Annotated in this window: 13 protein-coding genes, 1 tRNA gene and 1 pseudogene; 5 read left to right on the forward strand and 10 right to left on the reverse strand. The window is 41.0% G+C overall.

Annotated features, from left to right (window positions below):
- Positions 1-45: 45 nt before the first annotated feature.
- On the reverse strand, positions 46-1,521 hold the full coding sequence (gene yfcC, locus L4C54_RS01335; protein WP_428807382.1) for a putative basic amino acid antiporter YfcC: 1,476 nt from the start codon (positions 1,519-1,521) through the stop codon (positions 46-48).
- A 318-nt stretch (positions 1,522-1,839) separates the two neighbouring features.
- Positions 1,840-3,246, reverse strand: coding sequence for a dihydrolipoyl dehydrogenase (lpdA, locus tag L4C54_RS01340; protein WP_428806777.1), 1,407 nt, complete (start codon positions 3,244-3,246; stop codon positions 1,840-1,842).
- Between the two features lie 280 nt (positions 3,247-3,526).
- Here lpdA and L4C54_RS01345 point away from each other — a divergent pair, with 280 nt between their 5' ends.
- Both L4C54_RS01345 and L4C54_RS01350 read left to right on the forward strand, forming a co-directional pair.
- Positions 3,527-4,486 (forward strand): ABC transporter substrate-binding protein, encoded by a 960-nt coding sequence (locus L4C54_RS01345; RefSeq protein WP_428806778.1) that lies wholly within the window; start codon positions 3,527-3,529, stop codon positions 4,484-4,486.
- A gap of 38 nt (positions 4,487-4,524) precedes the next feature.
- Positions 4,525-5,187: pseudogene (locus tag L4C54_RS01350) on the forward strand (glutathione S-transferase).
- 106 nt (positions 5,188-5,293) lie between these two features.
- Here the strand turns inward: L4C54_RS01350 and L4C54_RS01355 are convergent.
- From L4C54_RS01355 to L4C54_RS01365, 3 genes are all read right to left on the reverse strand, one after another.
- Entirely contained in the window at positions 5,294-6,106 is an 813-nt protein-coding gene (locus L4C54_RS01355; protein WP_428806779.1) for a crotonase/enoyl-CoA hydratase family protein, read from the reverse strand.
- 153 nt (positions 6,107-6,259) lie between these two features.
- A tRNA-Val gene (locus tag L4C54_RS01360) sits at positions 6,260-6,336 on the reverse strand.
- A 248-nt stretch (positions 6,337-6,584) separates the two neighbouring features.
- Positions 6,585-7,604, reverse strand: a complete 1,020-nt coding sequence (locus L4C54_RS01365; protein ID WP_428806780.1) for an AbrB family transcriptional regulator — start codon at positions 7,602-7,604, stop codon at positions 6,585-6,587.
- Between the two features lie 280 nt (positions 7,605-7,884).
- Between L4C54_RS01365 and L4C54_RS01370 the strand changes: the two genes are divergently transcribed.
- Both L4C54_RS01370 and L4C54_RS01375 read left to right on the forward strand, forming a co-directional pair.
- Positions 7,885-10,173, forward strand: coding sequence for a glycoside hydrolase family 9 protein (locus L4C54_RS01370; RefSeq protein WP_428806781.1), 2,289 nt, complete (start codon positions 7,885-7,887; stop codon positions 10,171-10,173).
- 308 nt (positions 10,174-10,481) lie between these two features.
- The gene (locus tag L4C54_RS01375) at positions 10,482-11,546 is read left to right on the forward strand and encodes a GGDEF domain-containing protein (RefSeq protein WP_428806782.1); all 1,065 of its coding nucleotides are present in this window, start codon (positions 10,482-10,484) and stop codon (positions 11,544-11,546) included.
- Between the two features lie 20 nt (positions 11,547-11,566).
- On the opposite strand, the gene L4C54_RS01380 is transcribed toward L4C54_RS01375, so the two are convergent.
- Positions 11,567-12,226 (reverse strand): DUF2726 domain-containing protein, encoded by a 660-nt coding sequence (locus tag L4C54_RS01380; RefSeq protein WP_428806783.1) that lies wholly within the window; start codon positions 12,224-12,226, stop codon positions 11,567-11,569.
- A gap of 213 nt (positions 12,227-12,439) precedes the next feature.
- Between L4C54_RS01380 and L4C54_RS01385 the strand changes: the two genes are divergently transcribed.
- Positions 12,440-12,625 carry a hypothetical protein gene (locus L4C54_RS01385; protein ID WP_428801927.1) on the forward strand — a complete coding sequence of 62 codons (186 nt, stop codon included), beginning with the start codon at positions 12,440-12,442 and terminating at the stop codon, positions 12,623-12,625.
- A 127-nt stretch (positions 12,626-12,752) separates the two neighbouring features.
- Here L4C54_RS01385 and L4C54_RS01390 read toward each other — a convergent pair whose 3' ends face one another.
- The 4 genes from L4C54_RS01390 to L4C54_RS01405 form a co-directional block, all read right to left on the reverse strand.
- Positions 12,753-13,727: a chemotaxis protein gene (locus L4C54_RS01390; protein ID WP_428801926.1), complete on the reverse strand. Its 975-nt coding sequence runs from the start codon at positions 13,725-13,727 to the stop codon at positions 12,753-12,755.
- Between the two features lie 27 nt (positions 13,728-13,754).
- Positions 13,755-14,519, reverse strand: coding sequence for a substrate-binding periplasmic protein (locus tag L4C54_RS01395; RefSeq protein WP_428806784.1), 765 nt, complete (start codon positions 14,517-14,519; stop codon positions 13,755-13,757).
- 173 nt (positions 14,520-14,692) lie between these two features.
- Positions 14,693-15,379: a response regulator gene (locus tag L4C54_RS01400; RefSeq protein ID WP_428801924.1), complete on the reverse strand. Its 687-nt coding sequence runs from the start codon at positions 15,377-15,379 to the stop codon at positions 14,693-14,695.
- Positions 15,376-16,992, reverse strand: coding sequence for an ATP-binding protein (locus tag L4C54_RS01405; protein WP_428806785.1), 1,617 nt, complete (start codon positions 16,990-16,992; stop codon positions 15,376-15,378). Before L4C54_RS01405 ends, L4C54_RS01400 begins: the two co-directional genes overlap by 4 nt.
- Positions 16,993-17,215: the final 223 nt, after the last annotated feature.

The following is a 17,215-nucleotide window of genomic DNA, read 5'->3' on the forward strand; positions in this document are numbered from 1 at the left end:
CCTTAGATTTAAAGTTTATTGGTAATACTTATGAAAACGACAGCATTACGAAAAGCCCATTACATGAGCACCGACAACCACGAAACTTGATAGCACAAATAGCATCAAGATAAAGCGCCAACAGAATCGAGCCCAGTCTCCCCAATCAATGCGACAAACACCAAGCGTCGCCATTAACGATGCTGATGTTGGAACAATAATATTGGTAAAACCATCCCCTAATTGGAACGCCAAAACAGCCACCTGCCTTGTAACGCCAACAATATCTGCAAGTGGTGCTAGTAGTGGCATCGTTAACGCAGCTTGACCTGAACCTGAAGTAACAAAGAAGTTAAACACAGACTGGAATACATACATCAACCACGCAGCGACAACATCAGGCAATCCACTGATCGCCATGCCTGCACCATTTAAAATCGAGTTTAGAACACTCGATTCATCAGTAGAGCCACCACCCAAAATCAATAATACACCTTTAGCACAACCTACTAATAATGCGGGTGCTAACATGATGCTTGCACCTTCTTTAAACGAAGCGGCTATATCGTTTACTGTCATGCCGTTAAGACGGAAAACAACACCGATAATGCCGGCGATAAAGCCCATAGTGAAAAATTGCGATGCGATTTCAGGAATGTACCAAGCGTGAGCAACAACACCCCATACAACCCATACAGTCGTTGCGATAACCGTCGAAATAACAAGCGTATCACCCAAATTCCAACGTGAGCTTTGATCTCCAGCGTCTTGATTGCGGAAATATTCATCACTCACTCGGCTATAAGATAACTTAGGGTCAGCCTTAATTCTTGATGCGTACATCATAGTAAATGCTATGCCGATCAGCGTGAATACCGCCCACATCGTCATTCTCATCTGCATACCCGATAATACAGGTACACCCGCTATACCTTGTGCGATCGCCACTGAAAATGGGTTCATCCACGAAGTTGCAAAACCGATTTGCGTTGCAACGTATGTCACCATAACCGTTGTAATACCGTCATAGCCAAGACGAACCATCAAGGGCGCTATGATAATGGCAAACGCTACGGCTTCTTCCCCCATGCCAAAAACGGCACCGCCGAGTGAAAATAGCAAAAATAGAACAGGAATAAATAGCGCTTCACTGCCTTTCGTTTTATCGATAAGGCGTAAAATACCGTTATCAATGGTGCCGGTGCGCATAACGACACCAAACGCACCACCAATGACAAGCATGAACATAATAACGCCAATAGCGCTTCCCCATTTAGAACCAGACACTAGTCCTTCAAATGGAAAGTTCATTAGGCCAATACCACCGCCAGCCGCAAAGAATCCAATTTTATTATAAACCAGATCACCTGCTTCATCGGTCGTATACGTGAATGAATGAGGATCTATCACAGTACGAGATTTTTCGATCCCTTCAGCAATGTAAGTCACTTCTTGACTATCAAAGTGGCCGGCAGGAATAAGGTAGGTCAAAATACTGGCTAAGATTCCGACAATAAAGATAAGAACCAATGTATCTGGCATTTGCCATGACTTGGTTTGTTGCACTTGTGGCTGCACGTCCATTTCAGCTTGAGACATATAATAAATTTTATTTAGTAGAACAGGGCGTAAAATATCATTTATTTAGCATATAAAATCAATATAAATACCAATCAATGAAAGAACAAACTACACATTCATTGATATTGAAGCATTAATCACTGAAAAGAGTGAATTATTAAACTGGAATGGATTGAGACTTAGATCTTAATTGGATAATAACGTTATAGAATTAGAAGCAGAATAACGAACTAAGTATTAGCCTAGCTCGTTAACAAGGATATTGATTAGAAATGACAACTAGCGACGTCGGCTTGGCAACATGTCGGTCATTGACCCCTCAACTAATTCCGCGGCAAAAGCGAAGGTCTCAGCCAACGTTGGGTGTGCATGAACAGTATGGGCAATATCTTTCGCTCTACCACCTAACTCAAGAACCGCAGCAGCTTCATGGATAAGCTCACCGGCATTTTCACCACATATACCAGCCCCTAACAGAGCACCCGATTTTTTATCAAACAATGCTTTCGTTACACCGTTGGTTGCCCCAACACTTTGCGCACGTCCGCTTACAAGCCAAGGTACTTTACCTATATCGTAATCAAGCCCTTGTTGCTTCGCTTCCTGCTCGGTTAAACCAACCCAAGCAAGCTCAGGGCTCGTATAAGCAACAGATGGAATTGCAGTTGGATGGAAAGTTGAATCTAAACCTGAGATAACTTCAGCGGCGACTTTACCCTCATGGCTCGCCTTATGAGCTAACATTGGACCTTTAACTATGTCTCCAATAGCGTAGATATGAGGTAAAGATGTCTGCATACTTTCATTCACCTCGACCAGCCCTTGATCATTTACCAAAACACCGACATTTTTTAAACCTATGCCCGATGTGTTAGGTCTTCGACCTACCGCAACCAACACAGCATCAAACGTTGCGTTTTCTGGCGCCTTTTTACCTTCAAAGGAAACGACAAGACCCTCAGGTGTAGCTTCCATAGCGGTCACTTTGGTTTTGGTTAGCATTTGGTATGTTTTTTTGATTGCTTTGACAAGAGGTTGAACAACGTCTTTATCTGCGGCTGGAATAATTTGAGCTTGCGCTTCAACAATCGTTATCTCGGAGCCCAGTGCCGAATAGACCTGAGCCATCTCCAGTCCAATAATACCTCCGCCGACAATCAGCAGCTTTTCAGGGATACTTTGTAAAGATAACGCGTCAGTTGAGTCCCAAACACGTGGATCATTGGGAGCAATTGGTAATTTAACCGAGTGAGAACCCGTCGCAATAATGGCATGCTTAAATTCGATTAGTTGTTCTTCATCAGCCAGAACCGACAGTGTATTTTCACCAGTAAATTGGCCTTCACCTTGTAGTCGAATCACTTTTCTCGCTGTTGCAAGATTCGCAATTCCTTTTGTTAACTCTGAAATCGTTTCTTCTTTATGGCCTCGTAATGCATCGATATCAATTTCTGGGTCCAAAAAAGAAATACCCATTTTAGAGCCATGCTTACTATGCTCAATCAACGAAGCGGCATGAAGTAACGTTTTTGATGGAATGCAACCTACGTTGACGCACACACCACCTAACGTATCTCGTTTTTCCACAATACATACCGACAGCCCAAGATCTGCAGCTCTAAAAGCCGCTGTGTAGCCTCCCGGCCCACCACCTAGTACAACTACATCAACACTGATCGATCCCATCCTCAAAGCCCCTTCTTAAGCTATTAAACTCTCAACATACGAACAAAGGCAGCACAACGCGCCATAAGACTACAGATTTACCCTATTAAAAGACTCAAATATACCCATTAATGGAAATATCTGACGCTAGCTCACCTTTAATAGAAGGAGAACGAACAATATGCATCTCAGATCAATAAATCACCCAAACCTTTATCCAACATTGCTTTGAAGTTACCCGAGTAATGTTTTTATCCGATTTAATAACTACACTTAGCTTTATGCCGTGTTAGGAGGTGGTATGAAGCCTATTTACCTATTACTACTGTTCTTTATTAGCCCTTTTGCTTACTCACAAGAGATGGTGTTTGTTCATAGTTATCACTTCGAATATCCGTGGGTTAAAGAGTATAGACAAGGGTTTGAGTCAGAGATCGACGGATTTAATATTCATCATTTTCAGATGGATACAAAACGGAGACCTGCTGAAGAATTTGAAGAGATAGCGGATAAAGCATGGACATTTATTGAACAAAACAAACCCGATGTCGTTGTCATCTCTGACGATAATGCTCTGAAATATTTGGGTCCACGCTTAACAAAGAACCGAATTCCTACCTTTTTCCTTGGTATCAATGCGAACCCTCGTTTGTATGTAAGTATCACCGACACAATTACAGGTGTATTAGAGCGACACTTGCTTGAAAATACCGTTCACATGATCAAAAAATTGCAGCCCAGCTTGAAAAGAATCAAGATTATCATGGACAGTGGGGCGACATCACATGCCATTTTAGAAACTTCATTTTCAAATAAGACTAAACTATTGATCCATGGCGTAGAGGTCAACACCTACTTTATTGACTCGACAGAGAGCTGGTTCGAGAATACTAAAAGTGCCAAATCAGAGGGTTATGATGCATTGATAATGACGAGTTTTGCATCGCTAAAAGACAAGTCGGGGCAACACTTTCTAATGGATGACGTGATCAGTTGGACAAGCTCACATACCCCTATCCCACTTTATTCTTTTTGGAATTATGAAATAGGGACTGGCAAAGCAATCGCCGGAGTCACCGTCAGCGCACTACAACAAGGTATAACCGCAGCCCAACAAGTTAAGCAATATATAGACTCTGGTATTATGCCAATGATCACGACACCAAAAAAAGGCAACATTGTATTTAGCCAAACTGAGTTGAAACGTTGGAATATACAGGCCCCACCCGAGCTATTAAAGCGAGCTAATTTTAGAGATTGAGTGTATTTTATCGCAATAACATAAATACTTAGGTTCATATGTCTGTCGCTAAAGCAAACCCTCCAATACTCTATTCTTTACAACATTGCCCTTATGCAATGCGTGCTTGAGTTGCTCTTTATAAAGCGAAACAGCAGGTTTTCATACGAGCCATCAAGCTCAACAATAAACCTGAAGAAATGCTTATCTCCTCTCCCAAAGGAAGCGTACCGGTTTTATGTATTAATGAGAACTGTACGATTGAGGAGAGTCTAGAAATCATGCTTTGGGCCCTGGCTGAAAATGATCCGTATGATCTGCTTGTAAGTAATCAGCCAAATGCTATACCAGAGATGGTTACTTTGATTGCAGATTTTGAAAATACATTTATACCCAATATGGAGGCTTACAGCTGCGCTAAACGCTACCATGACGACGATATACTCACTCATCGCCAATCTTGTGAAATGCAACTTCAGAAGCTAGAAGTAAATCTAAGTAAGCATCGATTTTTATTCTCTGAGAAAGAAAGCTTACTAGATATTGCTCTATTCCCTTTCATTAGAAAATTCGCTCGCATTGAGCGGCACTGGTATTTACAAAGCCCCTATCCAAAGTTACGTCAATGGTTAGATGGCTACTTGCAAAGCCCAATGTTTAGTAAGGTAATGGCTAAGCATGAGTTATGGATAGATCATCGACAGGATATTTACTTTGGTTGACGATTAATGGCTGGCGGGGACTAATAATTGGAAACCCACCTAAGCAAAAAATTTAGCTAGCCTTGTCAGATAGCTCGAAAGTAGAAACTAAAGAACAACGAATCAATCACTTAAACTGACGAGGTAAATAGCTACGCTTAGCATGCGGTTTTCTTTCTCTGCTGATCGCAACAGCACGGTTTTTCCCTAAACCCACTTTAATTTGATACCAAGTTTCAAGAAAAAGAGCCTTACCAGCACTTGACCACCACGTCTGGTTATACAATTTTTTATTTGCCGCCAACACATCGGGCGAGCGCTCAATACACGCCAATGCCAACTCGTAAGCTGCACTAAAGGGCTCATCTACAACTTTCGTTACCAAGCCTATTTTATGTGCCTCGTCACTATTAATCACTTTGGCGGTCATGGCTAGCTCAAGTGTATGGTCTTGCCGCATCACTTCTCTAAATGCAATAGCGCCCCCCATATCAGGGATCAGACCCCATTTTGCTTCCATGATTGAAAAATTCGCATCCTGAGATGCTATACGAAAATCCCCTCCACTCGCTAACTGCAAGCCTCCCCCCCAACAACGACCATGGATAGAAAAAATGACCGGACAAGGGATTTCACGCCAAGCCAGAGAAAAACGTTGAGCATCATTTGGTCGTGTCGGCCACCATTTGAACAATAATTTTACTGCATCAATTTTACTCGTCAGCAATGACTTCACATCTAAGCCTGAGCAAAAATCACTACCGGCACCTTGTACAATCACGGCCCTAACCAATCTATCTCGCTTAAGTTTTTTAGTAAGTGCGTTCACTTGGCGAAACATTTCCATATCAATAGCATTAAGCTTATCGGGACGATTTAAGGTAACAATGGCGATTTTGTTTTTATCGATTTCACACGTAATGCGAGGCTGTGTTGGCATATTGGCTTCCGAATAGTGGTCACACCACTACCGTAAACAAAAAATTAACAAGTTTAAAGACAGAGTTGTTTAGAATGAGAGAGCAGAGCAAATTTCAGACGTAAAAAAGCCCACACTAGGTGGGCTTTTTTACTTGTTCATAAAGAACGAATTTGGTGCCCGCTACTGGACTCGAACCAGTGACACCTTGCATGTCATGCAAGTACTCTAACCAACTGAGCTAAGCGGGCAATGTTACAAAGGCTTCAATCTAAACCGTTAACAATCAACGTGTTACTTAGAAGTTGCTTTGCCTTGAGAACGAGATAGATATTAACTATTCATTACGCGGTCGTCAACTGCGATATTGCATTTTTTCGTGCTATTGAGTGCGTTTGCTCACTAACTCGACAAGTTGATTAACAAGCCGTCACTCATTTGCCATTTAAATGCGTACCTTTATAGAATCAGCTTGTCTCAAACGAAATATATATTCACTCTATTGTTTTTGTTGCAAAAGGAACTGACGAAAAAATAAAGGCAGCGCGTGCAAGATACCTAGCCTCACCACATGGTTAATCATGACGAATGCGGGCTCTAGACCAAGCATAAGTGCAACCGCTGTCATTGCTTCCACATTCCCGGGAACCCATGACAAGAGCAATACAAGCCACTCTACCCCGGTTATTAAACTCATAACGAAAGAGAATAATATCGTAACAGACAAACTAATGGCGGTAACTAATACCCCAGCACGAACATAACTCACCACATGGTCAACCGAAACTTCTGATAATCGCAAACCAATAAAGGCGCCCAATGCCATCGTCGATAACCACAACAAAGCAGCAGGGATAACGAGCGTAACCTCATGGATTGATTCTTTTACAACCACCGAACAAATTAACGCCATCACCATATACGGTGCGGGTACACCAATTTTAGAAGCAAGCCACCCAGAGATAAGGCTGATTGCAGCAACCATCAGTAACGTCGGGCTAATCCCAACAAACCATTGTGGGCTACTTGACGTTGTTTCCACATTGGAAGGAGTAAAGTAAGAAATCGTCGCGGCAGTTGAAACCAATATAATCAAACGAACGGAATGAGCAAAAATCACTTTTGGAGAGGCGCTCGCATATTTATCTCCCATTGAGAGAATTGCAGCCAAAGCACCGGGAATTGCCCCTAAAAAGCTATCAACATCGCTCCACCCTTCGCGTTTCTTAAGCCATAAGAAAGCACTCATTGTTTGTATCGCCAAGCAACAAATCAAAGCAATGAGCAGTATTGGACTAAACTGATCAGTTATAACGCCAAAAGAAACAACCGTTCCAACACTCATGCCAAGCACTGTTTGAATAAAGATGATGGTGTGTTTTGGTAACGACAATGAAAACTTGCTATACCTACTCGCAAGTAAGATTGCAATAACTGCACCAAATAGCTCCCCCATAGGAATACTTAAACAGTACCCTACCACCGACCCTATTAACGCAATACTCAACGCTGCAAACATTCCATATCCTTAACTGCTTTTTGTAGACCGTATTGTATAGGATTTTTCTCTTTTACTTTTATCACATACAAAAGAAATGACATTAAGTCATTAAAATAACTCGCTTCTTTTGTTCTCATGAAACACATTCACCTGCTATGCACGTCTTTATCTATCAATCACGATTCTACAATTTAGTTCATAAATAGTTCACGAATTAGGCAGCTATACATTGTTGTTAAATCGTTCATTTTCCATGCTACTAGGAACTCATATAAGGAATGTAACGAGGAGATATTTAATGAAACCATATCTATACACGCTGCCTATTTTAATCGGCGTAAGCGGACATAGTTTTGCCAATCAAGAAATGCTGACTAATGGAAACTTTGAAAAAGAGCTAGCACATTGGTGGGTCGCTGGAACATCTGTAAGTGTCGAAAATGCAGAAGCCTGCGCGACGATTTCTAGCCCCGGCAGTAACCCTTGGGATGTTATATTAGGGCACGCTAACATCGGGCTTGCTGAAGGCAATGACTATAAAATCACATTCGATGCAAAAGCGAATGTCGAAACTAAGGTAAAAACACTCATCCAACATGAAGGGCCTCCATATACACACTACTTTGTTACTCATACTGAATTAACACCGTCTTGGGATTCCTACTCTTATCAATTTAATCAAGAGCTACCAAGCGATGCTGGTGCAGAGTTTCAGTTTCAAATGGGCGCACAAAAAGAGGCGATTGTTTGCGTTCGAAATATCTCTATTAATGGTGTACCTTACGTTGAGGATAAAAGCGTCTCTCCCCTTCGAGTCAATCAGACAGGCTTTCTTCCGATGGCTGACAAGAAGGCGTTTTTTGTTTCAGATTCAACCGACCCACTTCGTTGGAAGCTATTTGACTCGAAAGGCATCAATATAGATATAGGACGCACAGTTCCCTTTGGCCTTAATAAAGCATCAGGTGAAATGGTTCACCAAATTGACCTCAGCTACATAACGACCGAACAACAGGGCCTTAAACTCAAGGTTGACGATATTGAGTCTTTCTCATTTGATATCAGCTCTTCGATTTACTCTGAGATGAAGCATGATGCGCTTTCTTACTTCTACCAAAACCGTAGCGGAATCGAAATAGATAGCAAATATGTTCAAAGAGATAACCTAGCGAGACCCGCTGGGCATGTAAACGATATCGTTTCATGCTTTGATAAAGTCGATGCATGGGGAAATCAATGGCCAGGTTGTGATTTCAAGGTTGATGTAACTGGTGGTTGGTACGATGCGGGTGATCACGGGAAATACACTGTTAATAGCGGTATCACTACATGGACGCTGCTTAATCTCTATGAGCGCGGTGTTTGGCTTGATCACGTCGAAATCCCCTTTCCTGATGGAACAGTACAAATTCCTGAAAATACTAATGGCGTAAACGACTTGCTTGACGAGGCTCGTTGGAATATCGAGTTTATGCTTTCAATGCAAATTCCTGCGGGTCACCGTGTTGTAGCCCCTATTGGAAATCAATCAGATGGTAAAAAACTAACGTTATCAGAGATTGATGGCTCAAGCCTTGTCTTCCATAAAATAGCTGATGAGTCGTGGACTGGCATTCCATTAGCTCCGCATCAAGACAAAGAAAAGCGTCATGTCGGCCAACCTAGCACCGCTGCTACTCTGAATGTTGCAGCCATTGGTGCTCAATGTGCTCGTATTTGGAAATCAATCGACGAGAAATTTTCTCAGAAGTGTTTGAATGCTGCAGAAAATGCGTGGAAGGCGGCAAAAGCTAACCCTGAGATTTATGCCTATGACAATTTCATCGGTTCAGGGCCTTACGATGATTTAGAACTTTCTGATGAGTTCTATTGGGCTGCTTCTGAGCTCTTTATTACAACGGGTAAGGAAAACTACCGAGATGAAGTCACAGCCTCACCACTGTTTTTGGATACACCTAAAGGTGATATCGAAACCACAGGTGATATTTTCTGGCAATACACATCTCCATTAGCAACACTTAGCCTTGCTTTAGTGCCTAATGAATTAGAGAAAAATCATATTGAGAAAGCCCGCGCAAATATCATTACCACGGCAAAAGCCTATCAGACACAAATAGCCGAAGAAGGTTATGCCATACCATACTCAGTTACACAATACCCTTGGGGTTCAAATTCGAACCTAGCTAATCGGGGGATTTTCTTAGTGTATGGTTATGACTACAGCAAAGACGTATCTCTGGTAAAAGCAGCAGCGAGCGGAATGGATTACATACTTGGTGGAAACCCAATGAATATTTCATACGTTACTGGTTACGGTCAGTACGCCGTAGAACAACCACATCATAGATTTTGGGCCAATGTAGCCAGTGATAGCTTCCCTAAACCTGCGCCAGGCGCGTTGATTGGCGGTCCAAATTCAACGAGTTTTAGTGATCCTATCGCGTCCGGTATGCAAGGATCCTGTACTGGGCAAACCTGTTTTGTTGACAAGATTGGCGCTTGGACAATGAACGAAATTACCATTAACTGGAATGCCCCGTTAGTTTGGTTAACCACCGCACTAGATGAAGGCCGTCTAGATATATAGGATAAATATTAGTACCAAATCTTTACTCTAAATTACAAAGATAGAGACCACTAACCCCAAGTCCACCTTGGGGTTTATCTTTAGTAAGCACAAAAGTAGTGGACTTTGCCTACCAAAGGAATATCAATAGACCCTCTTATTACACCCGATACATTACACTCAACCATAGCGCCAGGGATAATCAACTAGCCTCTTATCAAGATCACAATTATGTGATACTCATTCCACTATTCGATTGCATCTATAGCAAAAATGCCTATCATTCACGTTTGTTTACAGGTTAATTTGATATAAGTCAGGAAATCTCCATGGACGTGGATGTTCTAAGTAACTCACATAAGCTTCGTGCCAACGTTCTTACCTGGCTCTGTCTAGTGCTGGCGACTGTCTCTGTCGTATTTTCCGCTTATAACATGTTAGTGCTGAATGAGTTTTTATTGGCGTTTTGCCACGCCGTCTTCTCTGCCTACTCTTTTTACCTGTCCTATTTATCCAAACAGCTTCGTCACTCATATCGCTCGATAATAGTCTTCACGTCCATGTTGGCATTGATCGTATGTTTAGCTACTTACCTTTTACCTATTGAAAATGGCACTTTTATTTGGGGAATATTCTTTCCTATTTTCTACTACCTGTTGCTTGGGCAAAAGCATGGGTTTATCCATACCTGTCTATTTTTCATTGTTCAAATTAGTATTATCGTTATAAAGCTCAACTTTTATCCTAGTCAATTAAACAACATGCTCATTTTGAATATGACGACTTGCTATCTTTTTGTTTGGTTGACCGCGCATATATTTGAGTCAAATAGGAAGAAATCAGAGTTAAGCTTATCGGTTCTTGCGTCAAAAGATGTCCTAACTAACACCTACAATCGGTTAGCCTTAACTCATCAGTTTCCTATTTTTCAGCGATTTGAAAACGCACCATTTAGCTTGCTGATTCTAGATATTGATTTCTTTAAACAAGTAAATGATCAGTTTGGGCACTCAATTGGGGACAAGGTACTGGTTGAAACGGCGAAACTGCTAAAAAAAGCGATAGGAGAATCACAGGTGTTTAGAATTGGTGGGGAAGAGTTTTGTTTAACTCTCCCTCATACTGATGTGATACAGGCAGAGAAGTTGGCCGAGGTGATTCGAGAGCTCATTGCCTCACACAGTTTCAACCTTGCAGCAGAGCCTATTAGGCTAACCGTAAGCATTGGAGTGTGTGAATGTAGTCCTATCATCAAACTTGAAGATGTTCTTATTAAAGCGGATGCTGAGCTTTATCGTGCGAAAAAGAATGGTCGTAACCAAGTTATGGTTTGTTCGGAGCAAAAACAACACGCTCTGTCATCTACTCCGAAATCTAACGTAACATCCATTTAGAACGGTAGGACTAAATCTAACTAGCTTTCACTATCTTCAAAAACTACGTTATAGTTTTCAGTATAAGTACATTGAGGTTGGCGACTACAAGTGAAGAAACGCCTCCCCTTAAAGTCTCCTTGATTAGCGACTTTAATCACCATTGGACTTCCACACTTCTTACAAAATCTTACTTCCTTATCAGGTTCAATAAGATCGATATGTGTCGCTAATAGACGTCTTAAGCGCCCCACTTGATAACTATGTTTTATTGAAGTGCCTATAAGTGGAATATTCGCAGACTTACAAACATGCATCAGCAATTTCTGACGATCAATCTTACCTTTATCAAGTTCACGACCATTATCAAGCTCAATAGCCACGCGTACTTCTAACGAACGTGGATCGCAAATTACAAAATCAAAATAACTCTTCGAGATACGGTTGTTCGCAACAAACCAGCCTTTTTTGTCCGTTGCCACCGGAGACAAAACATTCGACAAATTTACTTTTGCCATCACTACACCATGCTCGCCAACAGCGGAAGTAAGTGCATTATAAACCGCAGTTTCCTGAGAGTTAAGTAATGGCCCTTTACGCTTGTAAGCGCTGTCCTTAATGCTCTCGTCTTTAACCAAGCGCTTTTGTACAAAAACAAAAAACAAGACAAGTAATACAACAATTATGAAGATATTTTCCATTGCTAATCAAACTCTCAAGAACAGTTAACCTATTAATTAATAAACGAAGTTATCTTCAAGTGCCATTTGAGTTGCTTAGAATGAGAGATAAACATCACTTATCGTTTTTTTACAAATATTACAAAGTTTATATTTATTGATTTAGATCATTTTCACTCACATTGTAATCAACTATTGTCGTAAGTGTTGCACAAGTGTAAAGGAGAAATACATATGGAATTGAAGCAAGATCCTCGTTGTTATACTGATGTCTGTGTCGATGGGTACTGGTACCACTATGACCACTGCAGTACTCGAGCTTATGTTTTAAAAGGTGGTAGTTCTCCAGAACTGACCTTATCGAAAGAGCCTAAGACTGAAACTGAGTTAATTGAATTGCTAAGAGATATTTCAAAGTAAAGTCATTTAACCGAGTAAAAAGAGCAAAGCCCTATGCCAAAGTAATAGTATAGGGCTTTGTTTTATATACAGATAGAGGTACTCATCAAACGTTACAGTTAAACGAACATCTTCAAACTCTAAATACTTATACGAAAATATACTTATCCATCATCGCAACCATCTTACCGATTTCTGGCTTAGTGATGGTGTCATTCGCGCCAAGAGCCAGAGCTTTGGAACGGTTGTCTTCACTCATTAATGACGAGAACATAACGATAGGTGTATTTTGATAAACGGGTGTATCTCTTAACCTTTTTAGCAAGTGCATGCCATCCATTCTTGGCATCTCAACATCGGTCACGACAGCGTTAATCAACTCGTCTACTGACATATTCTCGGTTGAAGCGACTTGCTCAATCTCCATGAGTTTTTCATGAGCTTCACCACCATCTTTACACGCAATAATGTTGTAGCCTGCAGAGCTAAGAGTGTCTTGAATCAAGCTACGAATAAAAGCTGAGTCGTCAACCACCATGATGGTTTTTCCGTTTCGCTTGGTGACACTTTGTTGGTCAAGATCAACGGAACGATCAACTTTTACGTCGTATTTTTCCATGCTTAACTCAGGATTAATATCCGCTATAATTTTTTCAAAATCTAAAATCATAATCAAATTTTTATCTTTTCGCACAACAGCAACAACGCAATCTTGTTCACCCGCTTCCAAGAATTGGCTTGGAGATTCAACATCATTCCAAGAAATACGATGGATACGGCTTATGCTGTCTATTAAAAAGCCGTTGGTCATCCGATTAAAGTCGGTAACGATAACAAACTTTTTATCTAAATCAGCCTTGGTTGGAACACCTAACCAACCCGCCAAGTCAACTAATGGAGTCAAAATATCACGGGATGAAAATACACCAACCATGTGCGGCTGTGCATTCGGATAATCAGTGGTATCAGGAACTTGAATTACTTCACGGACTTTAGCAACGTTGATCCCGTAGTAACATGTTTTTGTACTACCATCAGGCAACTGTTTTTCTAAGTGAAATTCAATAATCTCAAGCTCGTTCGTGCCGCTTTCGGTTAAAATTGTACTACTGCTTTGGCTCATGTCGTCACATCTGTATTTAAATTATAATTATCGATACTTTTTAATTATGGCATTATATTGCGTTATACCATCGTCATTTATGTTAGTTTTAACCTTATCAATGGCTTGTTGCAACTTATCTATGAGAATATTGTCGACATCTTTGTTAAAAGCGTAATATAGCTCGCCTTCTTGCAGTACAAATAACGTTTCGAACTCATTTGCGTCATAGCCTGCTTGAGCAATCCACCAGTTTGCAACATTTTCTTCGTATGCCCACAAGTCAATACGGCCTTTATGCAACTGCTCAGCAATTGTCTTAGCGTAAGAACTCTCTTGCATAGAATCTCGAGGTACACCTAACTCAACCAGTAACTGCTCCCCTACATCATCTCGAATAACGCCGATTCGATATTCAATTAAATCAGTCGCTTCCTCTATTTCAATATGACTGTCTTTTCTTCCCAAAACGACGATTCGCGTCTTACTCACCGGGCCAACCCACTGGAATAGATGCTCTCTTAGTTGAGTTCTTGTGGTGGAAAACAAAACAGTATCATCAGTAATTAAAGTCGAACGATAAGCTCTAGCCCATGGCTGTACGTTAATTTGACTAATTTGGATTTGGCTATCAACAATAGTGGAAGCCTCTATAAGCAAATCAACGGCAATACCTTTAACCTCATCACCATTGGTATAGTTATATGGAGGGTACTCTTCCGTCAAAAATGACAATTTATTTAACTCGGCTGCACCAACAACTGAACAAACAAATATCGATATCAAACACAAAATACGCTGGAAAGCACACATGGTTATCCCTTTATGTTATTTATATATCTATCATTAAAGGTAGGTAGGGATAAACATAACGTCTAGTGCTTATTTTTCATTTAATCTGTTTGAAAATATCGTTGCTGATACTTAATTGCAGGCAAACTCAACTCATAGCAACAATCTACAGAAAGAATCAAGTTAACCCATTGCTATCGTTCTAGTTTTTTATAACACCGTTCTGGTCTGCCTACTGTTCCATAGTTTAGATCGGCCTCTAATTCACCTGAGCTAATCAAATACTCTAAATAACGTCTTGCAGTGGTTCGGCTTGCACCAATACTCTCTCCAGCTTCATCAGCCGTTAAGCTCGCGGGCTCCAGAAACAGATTACGTATCTTATCTAAAGTAACGCTATCTATCCCTTTTGGCAGTCGTTGGGTTGTCGCTTCACTAGAGGTTTTAGATTGCAGCATTTTATCGACTAAGTTTTGATTCAAATCATCGGCATTATCGAGCTGGTTTTTTTGATCATGGTATTTTTTCAACGAGGCTTCTAATCTAGGAAACATCACTGGCTTTAATAAATAATCGACGACACCACCGCGCATGGCTTGTTGCAGCGTGTCTACATCTCGTGCTGCAGTAATTAAAATAACGTCACAGCCCTGATTGCTACCTCGCACCTTTTGTAAGATATCCAGACCCGTCCCATCGGGTAGATAAACATCGAGTAAAACGAGGTCGGGTTTTAAAATATCTAACTGCATTTCAGCTTCTGCTTGAGATGTCGCGATACCAATCACTTCAAACCCGCCCATTTGGCTTAGATAGCGATGATGAAGTTCAGCAATTGCCATGTCATCTTCAATGATCATCACTCGTGTTTGCTCAATCATCTCTGCTCTTCCTTAGGTAGATAGACTGTCATTCTTGTTCCAAAATCCTTGTTTTCACTCATTTCTAATTGGCCAAAATATTTCAATGTCAGTTGATTCACTAAGTGAAGTCCAACACCTCTATTTTGACTCGCCTTGGTAGATATGCCTTTCTTGATTAATTCATCACAAGAAACATTACTTGGTAAGCCAATACCTTGGTCCGTCACTTCTAATATGATTTCACTTCCATAATCACTGACTGATACTTCAATTACACGACGCTCTTGAGTGATCAGTTCCGATTCAGCAATAGCAGACATTGTGGCATCAAAGGCGTTATCGATTAAATTACCCAAAATAGTGACAACGTCACTGGAGTTAACTCGCTCAGGTAGCATTTCAAGTCTAGAGCCCTCTTCAACTATAAGCTCTAGACCCAGTTCGCGCGCACGCTCTGTTTTACCTAGCAACATACCAGCTATAAGCGGATCTCGAATTGTCTCTCTTAAAAATTCAATTAAGGTTTGGTAGTGCGCTGTTTCTTGGCCAATCAATTTTTGCACCGAATCTAGCTCGCCCATTTGAACCATGCCGCTTATCGTATTGAGTTTATTACGGTGCTCATGAGTCTGAGAACGGAGCATTTCTGCGTACGCTTTTGTTTGCGACAACTGTTCGCTAAGCTCGTTAATCTCATCACGCAAACGGAAACTAGATACCGCACCGACAACCACACCATCAACAATAATTGGGCTTCTATTCGCAATCAGCCGCTGATTATTTAGGAATATATCAATATCATGGTCACTCGCCCCTGTTTCCAGAACGGCTGACAAGTCACTGTGCGGTAGTACATCTGATAACGGCTTATTGAGTGATTTTTCTTTTTCGACGCCAAGTATGTCACAGGCACTTTTATTAATAGATCTTAGGTTTCCTTTCGCATCAATACCCAAAATCCCCTCTTTAAGCGTACTCATAGTGACGTCTAACTCGACATACAATCGACCAATTTCTTCTGGTTCAAATCCTAAGATGGCTCGTTGGAAACGGCGAGATACATAGTTTGAGATAATGGCATTAGCGACGACCACTAAAAGGGCCATGAACAATAAGAACGCAAGGAAAGGTTCCACTCGATCTTCAAGTCGGTCAACTAAATACCCAACAGAGACGACGCCGATGATATTACCTTGCTCGTCAAAAACAGCGGTCTTACCGCGAACCGAGTAGCCTAATGATCCTTGTGCAAAAGAAATATAGGCTTCGCCATGCGTTAAAGCTCGAATATTGTCGCCACCTTTCATCGGTAAACCGACACGCTCGTCAATCGGGTGAATTAAACGAATACCGTTTTTATCCCCAATCACGATAAAGGCTGCGCCAATCATGGTCGTTAAATCACGGAACCGGTCTTGGTGTTGAGTATCGTTATGAGAAATCACTCGCTGAACATAAGGGGACTTTGCTAGAAATGACGCCACACCAAGGGCCTTTTGACCCATTTCTTCTTCTTGAGCGTGTTTAACATAGACAAATCCCGCTGCAACTAAAATCAGCAGTTCCAGTAACCCTGATAGTGTCATGATAATTAGCATTCGTTTTCGAAAACTAATTTGGCTCCATTTCATAGTGTGACTCCTTTCGTCGCTGATAAAACTAACACTTAATTAACAAAAAGAAGATATAAGCCCTTCATATCTGTGAGCAAGAGTCGTAGAAATATGACAGTTTTATGAATTGAAAAATCAAAGAGTCTCAGCAGGTTATTCTTTATGCTTCTTTTTTACAAATATGTAAAAATATATAAAACTAAATGCATTCAAATGTTTGAATAAAATCACACCGATTTTA

The organism is Vibrio lamellibrachiae (genome assembly GCF_050337265.1).
GTDB lineage: Bacteria > Pseudomonadota > Gammaproteobacteria > Enterobacterales > Vibrionaceae > Vibrio > Vibrio kyushuensis.

Bases quoted from the DNA above. Each gene is read 5' to 3' on its own strand.
- L4C54_RS01345 (WP_428806778.1), top strand. From the start codon at position 3,527: ATGAAGCCTATTTACCTATTACTACTGTTCTTTATTAGCCCTTTTGCT.
- L4C54_RS01390 (WP_428801926.1), bottom strand. From the start codon at position 13,727: ATGAGCCAAAGCAGTAGTACAATTTTAACCGAAAGCGGCACGAACGAG.
- yfcC (WP_428807382.1), bottom strand. From the start codon at position 1,521: ATGCCAGATACATTGGTTCTTATCTTTATTGTCGGAATCTTAGCCAGT.
- L4C54_RS01400 (WP_428801924.1), bottom strand. From the start codon at position 15,379: ATGATTGAGCAAACACGAGTGATGATCATTGAAGATGACATGGCAATT.
- L4C54_RS01395 (WP_428806784.1), bottom strand. From the start codon at position 14,519: ATGTGTGCTTTCCAGCGTATTTTGTGTTTGATATCGATATTTGTTTGT.
- L4C54_RS01355 (WP_428806779.1), bottom strand. From the start codon at position 6,106: ATGCCAACACAGCCTCGCATTACGTGTGAAATCGATAAAAACAAAATC.
- L4C54_RS01365 (WP_428806780.1), bottom strand. From the start codon at position 7,604: ATGTTTGCAGCGTTGAGTATTGCGTTAATAGGGTCGGTGGTAGGGTAC.
- L4C54_RS01370 (WP_428806781.1), top strand. From the start codon at position 7,885: ATGAAACCATATCTATACACGCTGCCTATTTTAATCGGCGTAAGCGGA.
- L4C54_RS01405 (WP_428806785.1), bottom strand. From the start codon at position 16,992: ATGAAATGGAGCCAAATTAGTTTTCGAAAACGAATGCTAATTATCATG.
- L4C54_RS01380 (WP_428806783.1), bottom strand. From the start codon at position 12,226: ATGGAAAATATCTTCATAATTGTTGTATTACTTGTCTTGTTTTTTGTT.
- lpdA (WP_428806777.1), bottom strand. From the start codon at position 3,246: ATGGGATCGATCAGTGTTGATGTAGTTGTACTAGGTGGTGGGCCGGGA.
- L4C54_RS01375 (WP_428806782.1), top strand. From the start codon at position 10,482: ATGGACGTGGATGTTCTAAGTAACTCACATAAGCTTCGTGCCAACGTT.
- L4C54_RS01385 (WP_428801927.1), top strand. From the start codon at position 12,440: ATGGAATTGAAGCAAGATCCTCGTTGTTATACTGATGTCTGTGTCGAT.